Origin of the sequence: Halolamina litorea, from assembly GCF_026616205.1 — an archaeon.
GTDB classification, from domain to species: domain Archaea; phylum Halobacteriota; class Halobacteria; order Halobacteriales; family Haloferacaceae; genus Halolamina; species Halolamina litorea.
On the sequence record NZ_JANHGR010000001.1, the window covers coordinates 1,951,414 to 1,970,396 of the forward strand.

Annotated in this window: 21 protein-coding genes; 10 read left to right on the forward strand and 11 right to left on the reverse strand. The window is 68.7% G+C overall.

Annotation, left to right across the window (positions count from 1 at the left end):
- Positions 1 to 35: 35 nt before the first annotated feature.
- The 4 genes from NO998_RS10105 to NO998_RS10120 all read left to right on the forward strand — a co-directional run bounded on the left by NO998_RS10105 (position 36) and on the right by NO998_RS10120 (position 3,271).
- Positions 36 to 1,250, forward strand: coding sequence for a threonine synthase (locus NO998_RS10105; protein ID WP_267647003.1), 1,215 nt, complete (start codon positions 36 to 38; stop codon positions 1,248 to 1,250).
- Positions 1,251 to 1,319: 69 nt separating this feature from the next.
- Entirely contained in the window at positions 1,320 to 2,552 is a 1,233-nt protein-coding gene (locus NO998_RS10110; protein ID WP_267647004.1) for an HD domain-containing protein, read from the forward strand.
- A gap of 60 nt (positions 2,553 to 2,612) precedes the next feature.
- Entirely contained in the window at positions 2,613 to 3,086 is a 474-nt protein-coding gene (locus NO998_RS10115; protein ID WP_267647005.1) for an MOSC domain-containing protein, read from the forward strand.
- Positions 3,083 to 3,271: a DUF7987 family protein gene (locus tag NO998_RS10120; protein WP_267647006.1), complete on the forward strand. Its 189-nt coding sequence runs from the start codon at positions 3,083 to 3,085 to the stop codon at positions 3,269 to 3,271. The genes NO998_RS10115 and NO998_RS10120 overlap by 4 nt, the downstream gene beginning before the upstream one ends.
- On the opposite strand, the gene NO998_RS15740 is transcribed toward NO998_RS10120, so the two are convergent.
- Both NO998_RS15740 and NO998_RS10130 read right to left on the reverse strand, forming a co-directional pair.
- Positions 3,268 to 3,603: a DUF8022 family protein gene (locus tag NO998_RS15740; RefSeq protein ID WP_303648169.1), complete on the reverse strand. Its 336-nt coding sequence runs from the start codon at positions 3,601 to 3,603 to the stop codon at positions 3,268 to 3,270. The genes NO998_RS10120 and NO998_RS15740 overlap by 4 nt on opposite strands.
- Positions 3,600 to 5,144, reverse strand: a complete 1,545-nt coding sequence (locus tag NO998_RS10130) for an acyl-CoA carboxylase subunit beta (RefSeq protein ID WP_267647007.1) — start codon at positions 5,142 to 5,144, stop codon at positions 3,600 to 3,602. Before NO998_RS10130 ends, NO998_RS15740 begins: the two co-directional genes overlap by 4 nt.
- A gap of 210 nt (positions 5,145 to 5,354) precedes the next feature.
- On the opposite strand from NO998_RS10130, the gene NO998_RS10135 reads away from it, so the two are divergent.
- Positions 5,355 to 6,299: a biotin--[acetyl-CoA-carboxylase] ligase gene (locus NO998_RS10135; protein WP_267647008.1), complete on the forward strand. Its 945-nt coding sequence runs from the start codon at positions 5,355 to 5,357 to the stop codon at positions 6,297 to 6,299.
- A 6-nt stretch (positions 6,300 to 6,305) separates the two neighbouring features.
- On the opposite strand, the gene NO998_RS10140 is transcribed toward NO998_RS10135, so the two are convergent.
- Complete coding sequence (locus tag NO998_RS10140; protein ID WP_267647010.1) at positions 6,306 to 6,455, reverse strand: hypothetical protein; 150 nt, start codon at positions 6,453 to 6,455, stop codon at positions 6,306 to 6,308.
- Positions 6,456 to 6,582: 127 nt separating this feature from the next.
- Between NO998_RS10140 and hemE the strand changes: the two genes are divergently transcribed.
- The gene (hemE, locus tag NO998_RS10145; RefSeq protein ID WP_267647011.1) at positions 6,583 to 7,593 is read left to right on the forward strand and encodes a uroporphyrinogen decarboxylase; all 1,011 of its coding nucleotides are present in this window, start codon (positions 6,583 to 6,585) and stop codon (positions 7,591 to 7,593) included.
- Positions 7,594 to 7,613: 20 nt separating this feature from the next.
- On the opposite strand, the gene hemG is transcribed toward hemE, so the two are convergent.
- From hemG to NO998_RS10170, 5 genes are all read right to left on the reverse strand, one after another.
- A complete protein-coding gene (hemG, locus tag NO998_RS10150; RefSeq protein ID WP_267647012.1) occupies positions 7,614 to 8,942 on the reverse strand; it encodes a protoporphyrinogen oxidase in 1,329 nt (442 codons plus the stop codon).
- A complete protein-coding gene (gene hemH, locus NO998_RS10155; protein ID WP_267647013.1) occupies positions 8,939 to 9,985 on the reverse strand; it encodes a ferrochelatase in 1,047 nt (348 codons plus the stop codon). The genes hemG and hemH overlap by 4 nt, the downstream gene beginning before the upstream one ends.
- A gap of 61 nt (positions 9,986 to 10,046) precedes the next feature.
- The gene (locus tag NO998_RS10160) at positions 10,047 to 11,072 is read right to left on the reverse strand and encodes a mechanosensitive ion channel family protein (protein ID WP_267647014.1); all 1,026 of its coding nucleotides are present in this window, start codon (positions 11,070 to 11,072) and stop codon (positions 10,047 to 10,049) included.
- Positions 11,073 to 11,122: 50 nt separating this feature from the next.
- Positions 11,123 to 11,503, reverse strand: a complete 381-nt coding sequence (locus tag NO998_RS10165) for a DUF7993 family protein (protein WP_267647015.1) — start codon at positions 11,501 to 11,503, stop codon at positions 11,123 to 11,125.
- Entirely contained in the window at positions 11,500 to 11,949 is a 450-nt protein-coding gene (locus NO998_RS10170; RefSeq protein ID WP_267647016.1) for a DUF2240 family protein, read from the reverse strand. Before NO998_RS10170 ends, NO998_RS10165 begins: the two co-directional genes overlap by 4 nt.
- A 211-nt stretch (positions 11,950 to 12,160) precedes the next feature.
- Here NO998_RS10170 and NO998_RS10175 point away from each other — a divergent pair, with 211 nt between their 5' ends.
- Complete coding sequence (locus NO998_RS10175; protein ID WP_267647017.1) at positions 12,161 to 12,535, forward strand: 30S ribosomal protein S8e; 375 nt, start codon at positions 12,161 to 12,163, stop codon at positions 12,533 to 12,535.
- A gap of 82 nt (positions 12,536 to 12,617) precedes the next feature.
- Here the strand turns inward: NO998_RS10175 and NO998_RS10180 are convergent, their stop codons facing one another.
- Positions 12,618 to 12,836 carry a twin-arginine translocase TatA/TatE family subunit gene (locus tag NO998_RS10180; protein WP_379822030.1) on the reverse strand — a complete coding sequence of 73 codons (219 nt, stop codon included), beginning with the start codon at positions 12,834 to 12,836 and terminating at the stop codon, positions 12,618 to 12,620.
- A gap of 75 nt (positions 12,837 to 12,911) precedes the next feature.
- Positions 12,912 to 13,529, reverse strand: a complete 618-nt coding sequence (locus tag NO998_RS10185; protein ID WP_267647018.1) for a DUF7344 domain-containing protein — start codon at positions 13,527 to 13,529, stop codon at positions 12,912 to 12,914.
- A gap of 225 nt (positions 13,530 to 13,754) precedes the next feature.
- Between NO998_RS10185 and NO998_RS10190 the strand changes: the two genes are divergently transcribed.
- Positions 13,755 to 14,642, forward strand: a complete 888-nt coding sequence (locus tag NO998_RS10190) for a DUF8054 domain-containing protein (protein WP_267647019.1) — start codon at positions 13,755 to 13,757, stop codon at positions 14,640 to 14,642.
- 198 nt (positions 14,643 to 14,840) lie between these two features.
- On the opposite strand, the gene NO998_RS10195 is transcribed toward NO998_RS10190, so the two are convergent.
- Positions 14,841 to 15,392 carry a DUF7344 domain-containing protein gene (locus NO998_RS10195; protein WP_425601456.1) on the reverse strand — a complete coding sequence of 184 codons (552 nt, stop codon included), beginning with the start codon at positions 15,390 to 15,392 and terminating at the stop codon, positions 14,841 to 14,843.
- 376 nt (positions 15,393 to 15,768) lie between these two features.
- Between NO998_RS10195 and NO998_RS10200 the strand changes: the two genes are divergently transcribed.
- On the forward strand, positions 15,769 to 17,220 hold the full coding sequence (locus tag NO998_RS10200) for a vWA domain-containing protein (RefSeq protein ID WP_267647021.1): 1,452 nt from the start codon (positions 15,769 to 15,771) through the stop codon (positions 17,218 to 17,220).
- Between the two features lie 136 nt (positions 17,221 to 17,356).
- On the forward strand, positions 17,357 to 18,889 hold the full coding sequence (locus NO998_RS10205; protein ID WP_267647022.1) for a vWA domain-containing protein: 1,533 nt from the start codon (positions 17,357 to 17,359) through the stop codon (positions 18,887 to 18,889).
- The last annotated feature ends 94 nt before the right edge of the window (positions 18,890 to 18,983 follow it).

Genomic DNA, 18,983 nt, shown 5'->3' on the forward strand with positions numbered 1-18,983 from the left:
ACACACCATTAGCCGTGGGACGATGACCCGTGGGTATGGAGACCACGGAGGCGTTCGTCGGCCTCGACTGTATCGACTGCGGGGAGCGCTTCGACGCCGAAACCGCGACCCACCGCTGTCCGGACTGCGGGGGCATTCTCGATCCGGCCTACGACTACGACGCCGTCGACGTGAGCCGCGAGGGCTTCGAGGCCGAGCCGTTCGACTCGCTCTGGCGCTACGACGCCCTGCTTCCGTTCCACCGCGAGTCGGCCGTCTCGCTCGGGGAGGGCGGGACGCCGCTGGTCGAGTGTCCGACGCTGGCCGACGCGATGGGGGTCGACGAACTCTACATCAAGGACGAGGGGCTGAACCCCACGGGGACGTTCAAGGACCGCGGCCAGACCGGCGCGCTGACCGCCGCCGCCCAGCACGGCGCCGACACAGTCGCGCTCAACACCGCCGGGAACGCCGGGCAAGCCGCGGCGGCCTACGCCGCCCGAGCGGGGATGGACGCCCACGTTTGGCTGGCTGAGCGAGCAGGCTACACCCAGAAGGCGATGATCGAGGTCCACGGCGGCGACCTCCACGTCGTCGAGGGGGAGATAACCGACGCCGGCGCGGCCTACGCAGAACGGATGGAAGAGGAGGACTGGTACTCCACGAAGACGTTCGTCACGCCGTACCGCCACGAGACGAAGAAGACGATGCTCTACGAGACCGTCGAACAGCTCGACTGGGAGGTCCCCGACGCGGTCGTCTACCCGACCGGCGGCGGCGTCGGCCTCGTCGGCATGCACAAGGGTGCAAAGGAGTTCCGCGACCTCGGGCTCACCGACGACCTCCCGGGGATGTACGCCGCTCAAGCCGCCGGCTGTGCGCCCGTCGTGAGGGCGTGGGAGGAAGGGAAGTCGATCCACGAGGCGTGGGGCGACGAGAACATCACGACAGTCCTGAACGGCATCGCGGTCCCCGACCCCGGCGCGAGCCCGATGATCCTCGACGCGCTGGAAGAGAGCGGCGGCGGCGCCGTCGCCGCCGAGGACGACGACATCCTCGACACCGCCGTCGAGATCGCCCGGGCCGAGGGCGTGGAGATGGGGGCGACCTGCGCGGCGGCGGCCGCCGGCGCCTTCCAACTGGTCGATGACGGGGAACTCGGCGCCGACGACACCGTCGTCCTGCTCAACACCGGCGCGGGCAACAAGGACGTGGACACGCTGCGCAGCCACCTCGGCGAGCGGGAGTTCGAAGCCGAGACGGCGGAGTAGCGGCGTCGACGCCGGCACAGACGGGACCGTCTGCGGCCATTTTTAACCGATGGCGCCGAAGTCGGCCGTATGACGACGATCAAGGACTCCGTCCACGACCACATCGAGGTGGGCGGGGTCGCCGCCGACCTGCTCGATACGCCCGCGGTCCAGCGGCTCCGACACATCAAGCAGTTGGGGACGGTGCAGTTGGCCTACCCCTCCGCGAACCACACGCGCTTCGAGCACTCGCTGGGCGTCTACCACCTCGCCGAGCAGGCACTCGACCAGATGGAGGTCGACGGGATCGACGCCGAGCGGGTGCGTGCGGCGGCGATGCTCCACGACGTGGGCCACGGCCCCTTCTCCCACAACATCGAGTCGTTGACCCACCGCGAGACGGGGAAGTATCACGACGACGTGGGCGAACTGCTCGCGCGGGGGCAGGTGGGAGAGACCCTGCGGAACAACGGCCTCGACCCCGAACGCGTCGCCGGCCTCGTCGCCGGCGAGGGGAAGTACGGGCAGTTGGTCTCGGGTGAACTCGACGTGGACCGGATGGACTACCTCGTCCGTGACGCCCACCACACCGGCGTCCCCTACGGCACCATCGACCCCGGACGGTTGGTCCGGGCGCTGCGGTTCGTCGACGGCGAACTCGTGCTCGCGCCGGGCAACGTCCAGAGCGCCGAGTCGCTGCTGGTCGCGCGGGCGCTGATGAACCCGACCGTCTACTCCCACCACGTCGCCCGGATCAGCAAGGCGATGCTGCGCGGCGCCGCCGAGCGCCTCCTGCGGAGCGACCCCGACCTGACCGCCGAGGAACTCCGTCGGATGGACGACCACGGCCTGCTCGTTGCCCTTCGGCTCTGTGAGGAGACCGCCGAGTTCGCCCGGCGCTACGCCGAGCGGGACCTCTACAAGCGGGCGGTCTGGGCGGAGTTGGGCGGCGTCCCCGACTGGCTGCTCGACGCCGGCCACGAGGCGACCCACGAGGTCGAAGCCGACATCGCCGAGGCCTGTGGGCTCGATCCCCGGGAGGTGATCGTCGACGTGCCGAGCGAGCCGTCGATGACCGAATCGACCAGTCGGGTGATGGTCAGCGACGAGATCCGCGAGCTCGGCCGGCAGTCCCCGCTGGTGAAGGCGCTCCGGACCGCGCAGTATCAGCAGTGGCGCCTCGGCGTCTACACCGTCCCCGAGGCGACCGACCGCGTCGGCCGGGAGGCCGTCGAGGCACTCGGCCTCGAGATCGGCGACGCGCTCGTGAGCGAGCGCCGCGGCCGGCCAGCGACGCTGGACGAGTTCGCCGACGCCGAGTAGGCTGGGCCGGGCGTCGCCCCTATCCGCGCGTTTATTTGGCGGCGGCGCCCACGGGAGGGCATGACCGGAACCGTCGAGGCCGTCCACATCGCCGGCGAGGCGGGCGCCCCGCCCGAACAGCGCGAGGCCGTCGAGGCCGTCGTCGGCAAGGGCCTGCAGGGCGACCGCTACTTCGAGAACGAGGGCACGTTCTCGAGCGATGACGAGGACCGCAAACGCGACCTGACCCTGATCGAAGCCGAGGCCGTCGAGCAGGCCGAGTTGAAGTACGGCGTCGAGTTCGAGTCCGGCGCTCACCGCCGGAACCTCACCGTTCGCGGGATCGGACTGAACCGCCTGCTCGGGGAGCGCTTCCGCGTCGGCGACGCCGTCGTCGAGGGCACCGAACTCTGTGAGCCCTGCACCTACCTCGAACGCAAACTCGAGGAGAAAGGGGTACAGGAGGCGATGGTCCACCGTGGCGGTCTACGCTGTGCGATCGTCGAGGGTGGCGAGATAGCCGTCGGCGACGACGTGGAGGCAGGGGCAGAATGAGCGAAGCGGAGAACCAACTCGCCTCCAGCCGGGAGATCAAGGTCAGACTCGCCTTCGCCGGCGTCGCGGCGATCCTCGGCGTCGGCCTCGCGACGTTCACGGACGTCTCCCAGTGGCTCGCCTTCGGGACCGTGATCGTGCTGGGGATCATCGTCCCGCGGGCGCTGCTCTACCTCGAAGACTAGAGCCGGTCGGCCCGCCCGGCCGCGCTCCACGCGTCGGTCGGCGTGCCGTCGCGGACGCGGACTGTTCTGCGCTGCAGCGACTCCACGCGGCCCGCGAACCCCCAGCGTTTGCCGTCCCAACTGTCGCCCTCGGTTTCGGCAGCGGCTGCCGCAGCCGCCGCCTCCTGATCTCGCATGTGGGCGGAGACGGCGGCGGCGATGGCCGCGGCCTCCGTCGCGTCGGCGTCGTCGGGGAGCGTGAGGCGGTCGGCGACGCTCGCCGCCGTCTCCGGTGGGTCGTCAGCGGCCGTCGCCTTCTCGTTCGGTTCGCTCACGCTCTCGGCGTCGCTCATATCGGGATGTTCCCGTGTTTCTTCTGGGGCGTCTGCTCGCGCTTGCCCTGCAGCATCTCCAGATCGGAGATCAGCCGCTGGCGGGTCTGTGGCGGCTCGATAACGTCGTCGACGTAGCCCCGGTCGGCGGCGGTGTAGGGGTTGGCGAACTCAGCGCGGTACTCGTCGATGAGCTCCTGCCGGCGCGCCTCGGGGTCGTCGGCCTCCTCGAGTTCGTCGCGGTAGAGGATGTTGACCGCGCCTTGTGGCCCCATGACCGCGATCTCGGCGCTCGGCCACGCGTAGTTCACGTCGGCGCCGACGTGGCTGGAGGCCATCACGTCGTAGGCGCCGCCGTAGGCCTTCCGGGTGATCGTCGTCAGCAGCGGCACCGAGGCCTCACAGTAGGCGTACAGCAGCTTCGCGCCGTGGCGGATGATCCCCTCGTGTTCCTGATCGGTGCCGGGCATGAACCCGGGCACGTCGACGAACGTGAGGACGGGGATGTTGAAGGCGTCGCAGGTCCGGATGAAGCGGGCGCCCTTCTCGCTGGCCTCGATGTCCAGCGTGCCGGCGTTGACCCGCGGCTGGTTCGCCAGCACGCCGACCGAGCGGCCGTCCATGCGGGCGAAGCCGACAACGAGGTTCTTGGCGAACTCCTCGTGGACCTCGAAGAAGGAGTTCTCGTCGACGACCGAGTCGAGCACGTCGTGGACGTCGTAGGGCTTTCGCGGCTCGTCGGGTACGACCTGATTGAGCGACTCGTCGGCGCGCTCGGGGTCGTCCCACGGCTCGACGCGGGGCGGGTCCTCGACGTTGTTCTGCGGGAGGTACGAGAGCAGGCGGGCGATGTGGTCGAGCGCGTCCTCCTCGCTCTCCTCGGCGAAGTGGGCGACCCCGGAGGTGGAGGCGTGGGTGACGGCGCCGCCGAGTTCCTCGAAGCTTACCTCCTCCCCGGTGACGGTCTCGACCACGTCGGGGCCGGTGATGAACATGTGGCTGGTGTCTTTCACCATGAAGGTGAAGTCCGTCAGCGCCGGGGAGTAGACCGCACCGCCGGCACACGGCCCCATGATCGCCGATATCTGCGGGACGACGCCGGAGGCCTCCTGATTGCGCCGGAAGATCTCGGCGAACCCGCCCAGCGCGTCGACGCCCTCCTGGATCCGAGCGCCGGCGGAGTCGTTGAGCCCGACGACGGGCGCCCCGACCTGTACGGCTTTGTCCATGAGCTTGGTGACCTTCTCGGCGAACACCTCGCCGAGCGAGCCGCCGAGGACGGTGAAGTCGTGAGCGAAGACGAACACCTTGCGGCCGTTGACCTCGCCGTAGCCCGTGACGACGCCGTCGCCGTAGTACTGTTTCTCCTCCATCCCGAACTTGTGGTTGCGGTGGGTCCGGAACTGGTCGAACTCGGAGAACGTCCCCTCGTCGAGGAAGTAGTCGATCCGCTCGCGGGCGGTCATCTTCCCCTTCTCGTGTTGGCGCTCGATTCGCTCCTCGCCGCCGCCTTTCAGAGCCTCGGCGCGGCGCTCGCGGAGTTCCTCGATGCGGTCCTCCATCGTCACCGTGGACCACCTGCAGTCATTACCGGCACGTCGCCCACGCAGCGCAAAAGGATTCCGGACACGCGAGGCGGGTAAACGCCGAACGAAGTGAGTCGGCAAACGGCCTCGGTGACGTGAGCGAGAAAGAACGGAACGGTATCCGTCGTCTGTCGAGCCAACGGGCGGACCGCGACCACTTTACCCTCGCCGGCCGACCCGCCGAGCATGAGCGATACGCGCCGCGCGCTGCTCGCGGCACTCGAAGGCGGCCCCGTCGCCGGGCCCGCGCTGGCGGATGAACTGGGCGTCTCCCGCGCGGCCGTCTGGAAACAGGTCGAGGGGCTCCGCGAGGCTGGCTGGGGGATCGAGAGCACCGACGACGGCTACCGCGTGACCGACGTTCCCGACTTCGGCGGCGACGCCATCGAGTTCGGCCTCGACGCGCCGGTCGAAGTCGAGTACCACGACAGCATCGGTTCGACCAACGAGCGCGCCCGCGAACTGGCCGATGAGGGCCGGACGGACCTCGCGGTCGTCGCCGACGAACAGACCGCCGGGAGAGGGAGGCTCGATCGCGGATGGTCGGGTCCCTCCGGCGGGATCTACTGCTCGCTGTTGATCCGCCCCGACGCGCCGCCGGCCCACGCGCCCGTCTACACGCTCGCGGCTGCGGTCGCGGTGACGACGGCCGCCCGGGAGGGCGGCGTCGACGCCTCGATCAAGTGGCCGAACGACGTTCTGGTCGGGGAGTCGGGCGAGCGCGGCGGGAAGAAGCTCTGTGGCATCCTCACCGAGATGGAGGGCGAGGCCGACCGCGTGAAGTGGCTGATCGTCGGGATCGGGATCAACGCGAACGTTGACACCGATATGTTGCCGGAAGGCGCCACCTCGCTACAGGCGGAGCGTGGCGAACCATTCGACCGTCGGCGCTTCACCCAGCGCCTGCTGGAGACGTTCGACGGCCTCCGGAGCGACCCCGACTCGATCCTCGACGCGTGGCGCGAGCACGCGGCGACGATCGGCCAGCGCGTGCGGGTGGACACGCCCGGCGGCGAGATCGTCGGCGAGGCCGTCGACGTCGAGTTCCCCGGGGCGCTGATCGTCGAGACCGACGACGGCGAACGCCGGCGGGTGACGGCCGGGGACTGTGAGCACCTGCGGCCGGTCTGAAACGCCTCACCACTCGTGGCCGCCGATGCTGAGGATCGCCCCACAGCGACGGCACTCCGTGACCTGAAGGGGGTCCGTTGCGTGGGTCAGCTGTCGGTCGACGGTTGCGTCCCTCGCGCCACAGCGGTTACAGGTCGGTACATCTGTCGTGGACATGTTCTTGGAGGGTACGACAGGGAGGGACCTAGTACGTCAGTTCCTACCAGTTTGAACGCCCGGACTGTCGCGTTCGGTGCCACGAACGAACGAAAACGCACTAACGCTCGCCGCCCGACGGTGAACTATGACCGATCCGCTGCTCGTCCGCGCCGCCCGCGGCGAGCGCACCGAGCGCCCGCCCGTCTGGCTGATGCGACAGGCCGGCCGACACCTGCCAGAGTACCGTGAACTCCGGGAGAACTACACGTTCCGTGAGGCCATCGAGACCCCCGAGATCGCCGAGGAGATCACCCTCCAGCCCTACGAGCGCTACGGCGTCGACGGCGTCGTGATGTTCTCGGACATCCTCACCTGTCTGGAGCCGCTGGGCTTCGACTACCACATCGAGTCCGGCGTCGGCCCCGTGATCGAGAACCCCGTCGAGGGGCCGGACGACGTGGCGCGACGCCGCGGCGACGTGCGCGAGGAACTCTCCTTCGTCGCCGACCTGCTCGACCGCCTCGACGAGAGCGTCGCCGACGAGGACGCCGTGTTGGGCTTCGCGGGCGGGCCGTTCACGCTCGCCTCCTACGTCGTCGCCGGCGGGCCCGACCGCGGGCGCAAGGAGGTCCGGAAGTTCCGCGCACAGCACCCCGAGGCGTTCCTCGAACTGATGGAGCGCTTCACCGGTGTCGTCGCCGAGTACCTCCGGATGCAGGCCGACCACGGCGCCGACGCGGTCCAACTGTTCGACACCTACGCCGGCGTGCTGCCGCCCGCCGACTACGAGCGCTACGTGCTCCCGCTCCACCGCGAGATCATCGACAGCGTCGACCTCCCGACCGTGGAGTTCGTTCGGAACATGGGCGGCCGTCTGGAGAGTCTGGAGGCCACCGGCGCCGACGCCGTCGCGCTCGACTGGACCGTCGACATGAGCGTCGCTCGCTCGCAACTGGGCGACACCCCCGTTCAGGGGAACCTCGACCCGACGCTGTTGTACGCCGATCCCGAGACGGTCCGCGAGCGAACCGCGGAGATCATCGAAGCCGCCGGGCCGGAGGGTCACATCCTGAACCTCGGCCACGGCGTCAACCGCGACACCCCCATCGAGGGCGTCGAAGCGTTCGTCGAAACCGCGAAGAACTGGGAGTGGTAGGGTTACTCGGTGCGGGCTCGCTACTCGCTCGCCGATAGCTCGCCGGCGAGGCGGCGTCCCTCACGGACCCGGGAGGGAAGCCCCATCCGGCCCGTGTAGTTCGTCGCCAGCGTGAGCCCCTCGGGGAGGTCGACGCGCTCGGCGGCGTCCCACGAGTCGTCCCACGCGGGGAACGCCCGCGGCATGCGCTCGACGTTGAGCACCTCGGCGTCGGCTCCCATGACGCGGCGGAACTCCGTGACCGCCGTCTGGCCGAGTTCCGCCTCGCTCCGGTCGACGGCGCCGGGGTCGTGCATCCCGCCGAGGAAGACGGTGTAGACCCCGTCGCGGTCGAACAGGCTTGGGTTCCACGTCACGCCCAGCGTCCGCATCGGCTCGGTCCGGCGGACCTGGTAGCCGAAGCCGTCCGCCCGGGCCGAACTCTCCAGGTGGACGAGCACGAGCGGGTTGTAGTTGAACGAGCGGAGCGCCGCGGCGCTGTCGGGGTCGACGCCCTCGACGATGTCGGCGGTGGCGTCGGCGGGCGTCGTGATCACCACGTGCTCGAAGCGCCGGCTGCCGTCGGCGGTGTGGACGATCCACTCGGGGTCGTCGCCGCTCCCGGCGCGCTCGATTCTGGTCACCGGCGTCTCGCGTTCGATCCGGTCGGCGTGGGCCTCGGCCAACGCCTCGGGGAGCCGCTGGAGTCCGCTCTCGAAGCTTGCCGGCGGCGGCGTCTCGCTCTCGGAGAACACGAGCCGCGAGAGCGCCGCCCGCAGCAGGCTCCCCTCCTTCTTCTCCAACCCCATGATGGGCTCGAGCGCGTGTTTCGCGGGCATGTCCGCGGGGTCCGAGCCGTACGTCCCGCCGAAGATCGGTGCGATGAGGTTCGTGTACGTCTCGGTACCGAACTTCCGGACGAAGGCGTCCCGTGCGGACTCCTCGGGGTCGATCGGGTCGGTCAGCGGTTCGGCCAGCAGCCGGAGCTTCGCGCCCGCCGAGAGGAGGTCCGTCCGTCGGAACGCGGCGAGCGAGCGGGGTACCTCCCGGAGCTTCCCGTCGGCGTAGACGAACAGCGGCAGGTCGTCGTCGGCCGTAATGACCTCGTCGGCGAGATCCAGGTCGGTGACCATCGCGCTGATGGCGTCGGTCATCCGGAGGCGCTGGGGACCGACTTCGACGACCTTCCCCTCCATCTCGCGGCTCCGGACGACGCCGCCGACCTCGTCGGTCGCCTCGTAGACCACCGACCCAACCCCGCGCTCCTCGAGGGCGTGCAGCGTCGAGAGGCCGGTCATCCCGCCACCGACCACCGCGACGCGGGCGTCCGTGCCGGCGCCGTCGCCGGCGTCGGTGTCGGCGTCGCTCATTCGTTGCGTCGGGCGTTCAGGCACATGGCGTCCGGCTCCGGGCGGCACTTACACTGCTGGAGGCCGTAGTAGTCCGGATCGAAATCGGCGATGAACGGCTCCGTGAGGTCGGCCAGCAGGCCGACGAAGCGCTCGTCGTCGTACGGGACGGGCACACGAGTGAAGCCGAGTCCCGCCTCCTCCGCCTCCTCTCGGAGCTCCACGTCGAGCTCCGAGAGCGTCTCGCTCTGTTCGTGCATGAAGCTGGTCGGGTCGACGACGACGCGCTCGGCGTCGATGTTCTCGACCACGTCCTCGACGTCGGGCTGGGTCCACTCCACGTCGCGGTTGGCGTGGTTCTGGTAGCCCAGTTCGTAGTCGGGGTTGCCGAGCATCCCCGCGACCATCTTCGTGTGTTCCTCGACGTACTGGACGTAGCGGCTCCCCTCGTCGAGGTAGTAGGTGGGGGTCCCGTGGGCGGAGAAGATCAGCCGGGTGTCGGAATCCAGGGTGAGCCCCTCGCGGTCGAGGGTCCGCCGGATGTTGTCGGCGCGCAGTCGAGCGTAGGCCGAGTGGGTGTGGTAGCCCGTGATCTCGTGGTAGGGAACGTCCCAGTCGAGGTCGTCGACGGCGTCGGCGAGCTTTTCGAGGGACTGCACGGTCGTCGAGGGGCCACACAGCGGGTAGACGGGCAGGCCGATCAGGCGGTCGACGCCGTCGGCGTGGGCGGCCTCGGCGGCGTCTCCGATGAACGGCTCCATGAACTGGTAGCCGACGTAGGTCTCGACGTCGTAGCCCCGCTCGCGGAGTTCGGTCTCCACGAGGTCGGCCTGTCGGCTCGCGTGGGCGTTCAGCGGCGAGCCGCCGATCTCGCCGTACTCCTCCATCAGGCCGGGCGCACGGCGCTCGGCCAGCGAGCGGGCACGCTCGCGGGCGGCCTCCTCGGTGGTCTCGCCCTCGATGTCCATGTTGGCGAGGAAGATTCGCTCGAGGTAGTCCACGACGGCGTCGCGGTCGGCCGAAGCCGGCTCTCCGAAGTTGAGCACGGCGATCCCTGTGGTCATGGCTCGGGCTTGGAGCCTGGCGGGTCAAAAGCTGTCGGTTCAGGCGCGCGGGCGCGCGTGATCAGCCGTCGGTCCCGTCGGCGTCCGCCGGGGCGTCGGCGGACCGATCGCTGAGTGCGGCGGACTCCACGGGGCGGGCCTCGCCCTCGGCGGCCTCGCGGGTAGCGACACGGGCCTCGCCGCTGGTGTCGTCGAAGACGAGGTGGCGGTGCGGGTAGGCCATCTCCACGTCGGCGTCGGACTCCCCGAACCGGTCCCAGATCGCCGTCTGGACCCGGGAGCGGGCGGTGAGCTGCTTGTACGGGCGGTCGACCCAGTACCGCAGGGTCAGGATCACCGCGCTGTCGCCGAACTCGTCGATGTAGCAGGTGGGCCGGGCCGGGTAGCGCGCGGAGCCGATCCGGATGTCCGGACCGCCCTCGATGACCCCCTCGGCGCTCCGGCCGGCGGCCTCGATGAGGTTCCGGGCGGCGTCGATGTCGCTCTCGTAGGTGACCGCGACCGAGAGCGAGAGGCGAGCGCGCTCGTCCTCCGCCGAGAGGTTCGTCACCTGATCGTCCCGGATCACGTCGTTCGGGAGCACGATGAACGTGTTGTCGACGGTGAAGATCTTCGTGTAGCGGATCGTGATGTCGTCGACGAACCCGCGGGTGCCGTCGCCCAGTTCGACCATGTCGCCGATCTCGTAGGGCTCGTCGGCCAGCAGGAACAGCCCGTTCACCACCGACCCCACCAACGGCGCGAGCACGATACCGATGACGGCGGAGAACACCGTCACCGAGAGCACGATGTTGCCCAGTTCGAGGTCGACGAGGCCGGCGCCGATCAGGAGGAAGAACAGCGTGATTGCGGCCCGGATCAGCCGGAGCACCTGCTGGGCGACGCTCTGACGGCGGAACCGCTTGGCGACGGGGCGCCCGAGCAGCCGGACGGCGTAGCGCGAGAGGGTGTAACCGAGCGCCGTGATCAGCGCCAACAGCAGGAAGCTCAGCGCCGGGGAGCTCCCCCAATCGGGGAACAGCGGGGCGAGTCGCTCCACGAGCGACTGGATCATCCGTATCGGGTTGGGGAACTGGCCGGGCTGCACACCACCCACTCCTCCGGCCGACGAAAAAGTGTTGTCGACGAGACTGTCCCTCACTCCTCGTTCCCGACCGCCGCCGCGAACGCCGGGAGCACCCACTTGACGTGGGCGCCGTCCTCGACGAACACGATCGTTCCCGGGGGCTGGGCGGCCTTCGGTCGGACCCGCAGGCCGGCGTCTTCGGCGGCGTCGGCGACGGCGGCGGGCGAGACGGCGAACTCCACGCGGGCCCGGTCCGGCTGGACGTAGACGCTGGCGATGGTCCGTCCCTCGTCGCCGGCGCGGACCCGATAGGCAAGTGCCCCCTCGGGCGTCGGCTCCACCTCCGGATCGGCGTCGGTCACCGCGAGGGCGTCGGGGGTCGCCCCGCTCTCCAGTTCGGAGGCGAGCAACTGTGCGATCCGGTGACCGTCACGGACGCGGTCGGCACTCATTCGTCCACCACCGACTGCCGGGCCGCGACGGCTGCCTCACCCACGTCGACGCCCTCGCGGCGGGCGTAGACCACGGCGGCGGCCTCGATTGTCAGCCCGAGTTCCCGCTGGAGTTCGTTGATCCCCGCGACCGCGGCCTGTTTCTCGACGCCGGCGTCGGTCAGCCGGTCGAGCACCTTCTCGAAGGCGCTCTGCTCGCGCAGGATCGACGCGTCGGGGACGAACTCCTCGGGCACGTCGACGGATTCCGGGTCGAAATCCGCCCGCAGTTCCCCGTCCTCGCGGGTGAGCAGCCCCCGACCGAGCGCCACGTCGATCACCCGTTTGGCCTGGTCCGGGGAGAACCAGTCCCGGTCGAGCGAGAGCGCGACGACGAACTCGCCGTCGCCGAGCCGTTCCCGGCCCTCCTGCCGGAACGGGACCGCGACGGTGGCCTCCAAAGTCATGTTCCAGACGCGAGGGCGGCCGGGCCTAAGCGTTGCGGAGCGGGCGACGGCTACCCGGTCGCGATGGTGGGTAGTGTGCGGTCGCTGACGGACCGGGAGTCGAACGGGGCGAGCGGTGCTCGCTGGCTCGACGCTCGACGCTCGGCTCACGGTGTTCGCCGATGGACCGAGAGTCGAACGCTTCAAGTATTCCCTCGCCGTTTCCGGAGGTATGCAAGACCAGGGCCCCTCCCAGCGCAAGCGCACTGGGGGTCGACTCGTCCGATCGCGGAAGAAGAAGCGCCACCAGCTCGGCAACGAGCCCACCGAGACCATCGTCGGCGAGCCGCGGTTCCGGACCGTCGACGCCCGCGGGAACGAGCAGAAGATCCGTGCGCTCTCGACGAACGTCGCGCAGGTCGCCGACGGCGAGGAGACCGTCGAGGCCGAGATCGAGGACGTGAGCGACAACCCCGCGAACGTCAACTACGTCCGACGGAACATCATCACGAAGGGCGCCATCATCGAGACGAGCGCCGGCACGGCGCGGGTCACCTCGCGTCCCGGCCAGTCCGGCCAGGTCAGCGCCGTCGTCATCGAGGAGTAACGCACGACCGCGGCATCGGCGGTTCTCTCGGCAGCAAAACACGGAGCGTAAGCGCCAGCGGGCGCCGTCGCCCATCAGTAACTCAGTTCGTCGCGGCTTCGGTCGTCGCCGTCTCGGGCTCCTCCTCGACGCCGCTCCGGAGCTCCTGCTCCAGTTCCTCGCGGCCGCGCTTGAACTCACCCATCGCCTGTCCGCTGGATCGGGCGAGCTTCGGGAGCCGGTCGGCCCCGAACAGTAAGACGAGGACGAGCAGCACGATCATCAACTCAGGACCGCCGGGTAATGCAAACAGTGGAACCATGGGAGTCAGGACGCGCGCTCAGGTATTAAGCAGGCACCTGCTGTCGAGAAGTATGGACGCCCGGCCGGCACACGATCACTCGTCGGGGTCGTAGCCGATGTCGTTCTCGCGGGCGTTGCGGTCGCGGCGCGTCGGTCGGTAGCGAATGTACTCGGCCAGCATCACGATCGCGAACGCGAGCGAGACGACGCCGGCCAGTTGATACCCACCCAACATCGCGAACGGCGAGACGCCCAGCCAGGACAACACCGCGACCACGATCCCGGAGGCGGCGGCGATCGTACCGGTTCGGAGGGTCGTATCGGGCTCGATCGGACGCCAGAGGTAGGGACGGAACTCTTTGCCCCGCTCCGTCAGGACGACCGTACCGCGGTTGGCGTCGTAGTCGACGATCCCGTGTTTGGCGAGCTTGGGGATGTGACTCTGCCGGAGTGCGGTGTACGCGCGCTTGCGCTCCTTCGAACTGATGGTCGCGGGGTGTTTGTTCGTCTCCCACGCGGCGAGCTGGCGGGCCAGATCACCGACCGTCGAGGCCCCGTCGGCCTCGTACAACGCGTGGAGCACGTTTCGGCGTCGGCGACTACTCAGAAGGGTGTACGCGACGTCACGCTCCAGCAGCGATTCGTCTTCGGTAGGGACAGCCTTCGACTCGTGCACGCTGACGCTGTTGGGTGTGGGTTGTGTGTCGTTCATCGTTTACCTCCGGGTAGTAGTCGCCGATAAGTCACCATCGCCGACAGGAGTACGGTAGCATTCGTGTATAATAAATCATTCGGCGAAAATGGCGTTTTTCGAAGATACAGGCCCTCTGTGGAGCATTTTGCCGCTTCCCGCTATTGGTTTTCGTGCGTGGTAGGCACATCCACGTCGGCCATTAGCCGGTTCCTGTTCAAGCCACCCCCCCACGTACGGGAGCCTATGAGTAATACCCCACAACGCGAGCAGACCATCGAGACCCCCCGAAACGACCTGACTCACTCGACGCCGGCGTGGAACGGGATCAGCACGGCAGCCTCGCGGCTCCGCAACCCGGCGTACACCGGAGCGAACCGGTGTCTGCCCTGTACGGGGGTCAACGTCGGTCTGACAGTCGCGGCGGCGCTCGCCGTCGGGACGGTGTCCCGACCGGCCGGGGCGCTCGTCGGTGCCGGCGGGCTACTGGCGACGTGGCTCCGGGGCTACGTCGTCCCCGGAACGCCCGAACTCACCAAGCGCTATCTCCCTGACCGGGTACTTGCGTGGTTCGATAAGGCGCCCACAGGTGACGCACTCGGCGGGATCAACCCCGAAGCGTACCTCCGTGGGGCCGGCGTCGTCGTCGACCGGCCCGACGGGGATCTGGCGGTGAAGCCGTCGATCCACGCGGCACTCGCCGACCGTGTGGACACGTTCGAGACCGACGACGACCTCGCACGCGCGCTCGCGGAGGTCCTGTCTCTGAATCCCGACGACGTGACCGTCGGCCCACAGGGTGTGGGCTACGCCGCTCGCGTGGGTGGACAGCCCGGCGGCACCTGGGAGTCACGACTCGCCCTGGCGACGGACCTCGCCGCCCACGACCTCTTCGCCGAGCGCGTCGGTGGCTGGCGGGCCCTCCCCGCCGACACGCGGGCCAGCCTCCTCGGGGCGTTCCGGCTGTCGCTGGATCGCTGTCCCGGCTGTGACGGCGTCGTCTCGCTCGGCAGCGACACGGCCGAGTCGTGCTGCCGGAGCTACGAGGTACTCGTCGCGGAGTGTGAGGCCTGCAACAGCCGCCTCTTCGAGGTGGACGCGTCGTTCGCCCCCGACGACAACGACGACGACTGATCGGTCCGACGGTCCCGGCTGACGCTGTTCGAGTGACGGCTGTCCCTTTTGACTGATACTGTTCGAGCGCGCGACCCTCCCAGTCCGGACTATGGCTGGACGTTGGGCCGTTCGAGCCTTCGACCGTTCGAGCGTGCAGACTGCCCCGTGGCTGGCGCTACTCGGATACGCGACTGTTCGAGAAAATCCGTCGGGCCGTCAGCCCTGCGTGGGTCGCCATTCGTCGTCGAGAGCGCCACGGCGTCGGGGCGAGCGCGTGCTGCGGGGGTAGAGCGTCCAAGTGTGGTACCCCGAGAGGGCCGCGTACGCCACCAGCGAGAGTACCGCCGGCACCAGCGGATCGAGGGCGGCCAGGAACGGGACGCCTGCAAGCACCGCGACCACGCTACAGAGTCCGACCAGCCCGACGAGGCGGTACTGCTCGCTCCAGCGCAGGCCCAACGGTCCGGTGTCGCGGATGCGTCGGACGACCCGCTTTGCGGCGGGAGTCGCACTGATCCCCGCGTCACCCGTCGTCACCAGCCCGTGGGTCTCGAGGGTGGGCAGGTGGGTCTGTCGGAGCGACGTAGCGACGCTCTCCCGAACCCCGCGGGGTGCGGGGTCGGTGCCGGCTTCGACTGCGGCCACGGCGTCGGCGATCTCGCCGGTCGTCCGCGGCGCGGCGACGTCCCAGAGGTACTCGAGCGCCACGCGACGGCGTTGGCAGCTCAGGACGCGATAGAACTCCGTATCTGATAATGTGTGGCTCATGGGTTCCGCGGCGTGGCGCCGCTTACTACGGGTAGGCACGGGGGGGACTAAGTCACGGACAGCCAGCCACCCGGCGAGGGGTGGGCTTCCACGCGGCACGCACTCCCTGTCGCCGAGCGCGGGAGCGGTACGGTCGCCATGTAGGTCTCCCAGACAGGGGTAGGGAGTGCGTGTCAAGCGGTACTAACTCCCATACCGTCGGTCCTCCTCGGCGAACCGCCCGTTCCTCGGCGACGTGGCGGTCCATGAGTAAGTCACCCCCATTCCCTCAGTAGAGTGTCTCTCGGGGTCGAACCCCGGGAACGCAGCGATCCCCCGGCTCCGGGCTCGGGTGGCGCACGTACCGCCAAAGACGAACAACCAACCCACGAAACCAATGGACGACAACTCAAAACTGTACAACACGACCCGCCGCCAGATCCTGGCCGGGATGGGCGCCGTCGGTCTCGCCTCCGCGGGGGCGGGCCTCGGCACGACAGCGTACTTCAGCGACACCGAATCCTTCAGCGGCAACACCCTGCAGGCCGGTGAGCTCGACCTCAAGCTCGACTACAAGTCCACGTACATGGGCGGCGCGGGCCGTCTCGACCACGTGCAGGCGATGGGCTACCCCGACGCCGAGGACCTCGGGGAGGGACGCTACCTCCTCGGCCAGGCGCCGACGCCCGAAGACGAGATCGAGTGGGAGAACCTGGTCCAGAGCAACGAGTTCGACTTCTGTTCGCCCGAGGCCGACCAGTACCTCGTCAACGGTGACGAGATCCCGGTCTTCACCCTCGACGACATCAAGCCGGGCGACTCCGGCGAAGTGACGATCAGCCTCCACATCTGTGACAACCCCGCGTGGGTGAAGATGAACGGCTCGCTCTACGACAACCTCGAGAACGGCATGTCCGAGCCCGAGATGGAGGCCGACGACCTGAACCCCGGCGAAATCGGGGAACTGGCCGACGAGATCCAAGTCTGCGTCTGGTACGACGAGGACTGTGACAACGTCTACGAGGCCACCGGCACCGGCCAGCAGCAGGAACTGGAAGTCGCGCTCGTCAGCGACACCTCCGGCTCGATGAGCGGCGCGAACCTCACCGCCCTGAAGAACGCCGCCACCAGCTTCGTCGGCAACCTCTCCTCGCCCGACGAGGCCGCCGCGATCTCGTTCAGCAGCGGCACCTCGCTCGACCAGCAGCTGACGACGAACTACTCGGCGGTCCAGAACGCGATCAACAACTACACCGCAAGCGGCAGCACCAACGTCGCGGGCGGTATCTCCGTCGCGGAGAACGAACTCCTCAACGGGGCGAACGCGACTGCCGGCGCCTCGAAGGTCATGATCGTCCTGACCGACGGCTTCGAGAACATCGGCGACGCCCGCGATGCGGCCCAGCAGGCCAAGGACGCCGGCATCCGGATCTTCGGTATCGGCCTGGGTACCAGCGTCGACACCGCGCTGGTGACCGACATCTCGTCGTCGCCCGGCGATGCCTTCTTCGCGCCCGACCCTGCGGACCTCGACACCGTCTACAGCGAGATCGCACAGGTCGTACTGGAGGGCGAACAGAAGATCGCCAGCGGCACGATGGCGGAAGTGTTCGAACTCCTCGCCGAGGGGATCGACCTCGACGGCGACCGACAGGAGGAGGGTATCCAGTGTTACCCCGGTGCGACGACCCAGTGTATCGGCTTCGAGTGGGAACTCCCCGCGGAAGTCGGGAACCAGGTCCAGACCGACAGCCTCGCCTTCGACATCGGCTTCGAGGCCGAGCAGTGCCGCCACAACGAGGACGGCTTCGAGACTCCCACGGAAACCGAGACGGAGACCCCAGCCTGACCCCTCGCTGCTGACTCTACCTCTTCGGAGCCGGACCGGCCGGCAGCCGACGACGGCGGTGCGACGCCGCCGTAGAGGTGTATCCCGCCGACGTGCGGGATCCGAACCGTTCGAAAAACGAACGACTATCCACACCATGAGCCAAGACAAGAAACTCTACAACACGACCCGCCGGCAGCTACTCGCCGGCATGGGTGCCGTCGGTCTCGCCTCCGCAGGGGCGGGCCTCGGCACGACCGCATACTTCAGCGACACCGAATCCTTCAGTGGCAACACCCTCCAGGCCGGGAGCCTCGACCTCAAGCTCGACTACAAGGCGAGCTACGACGGCCCCAACGGCATGGAACTGATCGGGCAGGCCCCGACCGAACAACAGCTGATCGACCAGTACGGCGAAGTGATCGAGGGGCCCCTGACCTGGGAGGAGCGCGCCGACCTCGGCTTCGCCTGTGACACCGAGGGCCTGATCGACGGCGAGGCGATGCCCGTCTTCGATCTCGACGACGTGAAGCCCGGCGACTACGGCGAGGTGACGATGAGCTTCCACATCTGTGACAACCCGGCGCACGTCTACTTCCGGGGCAACGTCTACGAGGACATGGAGAACGGGCTGACCGAGCCCGAAGCCGAGGTCGACTCGACGGCCGACGTGGGCGAACTCTCCGACGTCATCGACGTGCGGATGTGGTACGACGAGAACTGCTCGAACACCTACGACGAACGCTCGGGCCGGGCCGACGTGCTGGTCGTCCAGGACATCTCCGGCTCGATGGAGTACGCCGGCAACGGCGGCGTCATCTCCGACGGCCAGGGTGGCTCGACCACGAAGCTCGAGGTGGCGAAGGACGCTATCGAGGCGTTCGGCGACACCGTCTTCGCCGACCCGTCCGACGTGGCCGTCGGCCTGTTCACCTTCGGTAACGAGGACTACATCGGCGACGACACCCCCGCCGGCGACGACGTGGGTATCGAACTCGCCCCCACGACCGACGAGTCCACCCTCGACACCCAGGCGGCCAACATCCAGGCCGCCGCCGAAGGTGTCGGCGGGACCGCACTCGGACTCGCAGTGCAGGATGCCAACGACTTCCTGCAGGCGAACCTCCGCAGCAACGCCCAGCCCGTGATGATCGTCCTGACCGACGGCGAGCAGTTCGACTCGAACATCGACGAACTCGCCGCGGCCAACACCGCGAAGTCCGAGGGCACCCGGATCGTCATGATCGACGTCAACGACGTGGGCGACGGCGAGCCCCAGCTCCTCCGGGACATGGCCGGCTCGACCCCCACGACCGCCGGCGACGGCGACGGGACCGACTACTACCAGAGCGCCGACAGCGACTTCGCGGACGCCGCGGTGGACATCTTCGACTCCATCCTCCAGACCATCGTGGTCGCGGAGGGCGTGGTGTTCGAGGGGACCCTCGCGGAGTTCCGCGACGCCTTCGCCGACGGCGTGGCCCTCGACCCCGCGCCGCTGCTGGGCTCCTCGGCGACCAACGAGATCTGCTTCACCCCCGGGACCCACTGTGTGGCGTTCGAGTGGTCGATCGACCCCGAGATCGGCAACGAGATCCAGACCGACTCGGTCAGCTTCGACTTCGACTTCGCGGCTGTCCAGTGCCGCCACAACGCGGAGCCGGTCAACCCCTTCGCGTCGTCGGCCTGATCTCCCGCGACCCCCCCGTTTCCTTTCGTCCGGTCCGTTTCCTCGCTTCCGGAGCGATCGCTCCCGTGAAACCCGAAAAGCGACGACGGAGCGG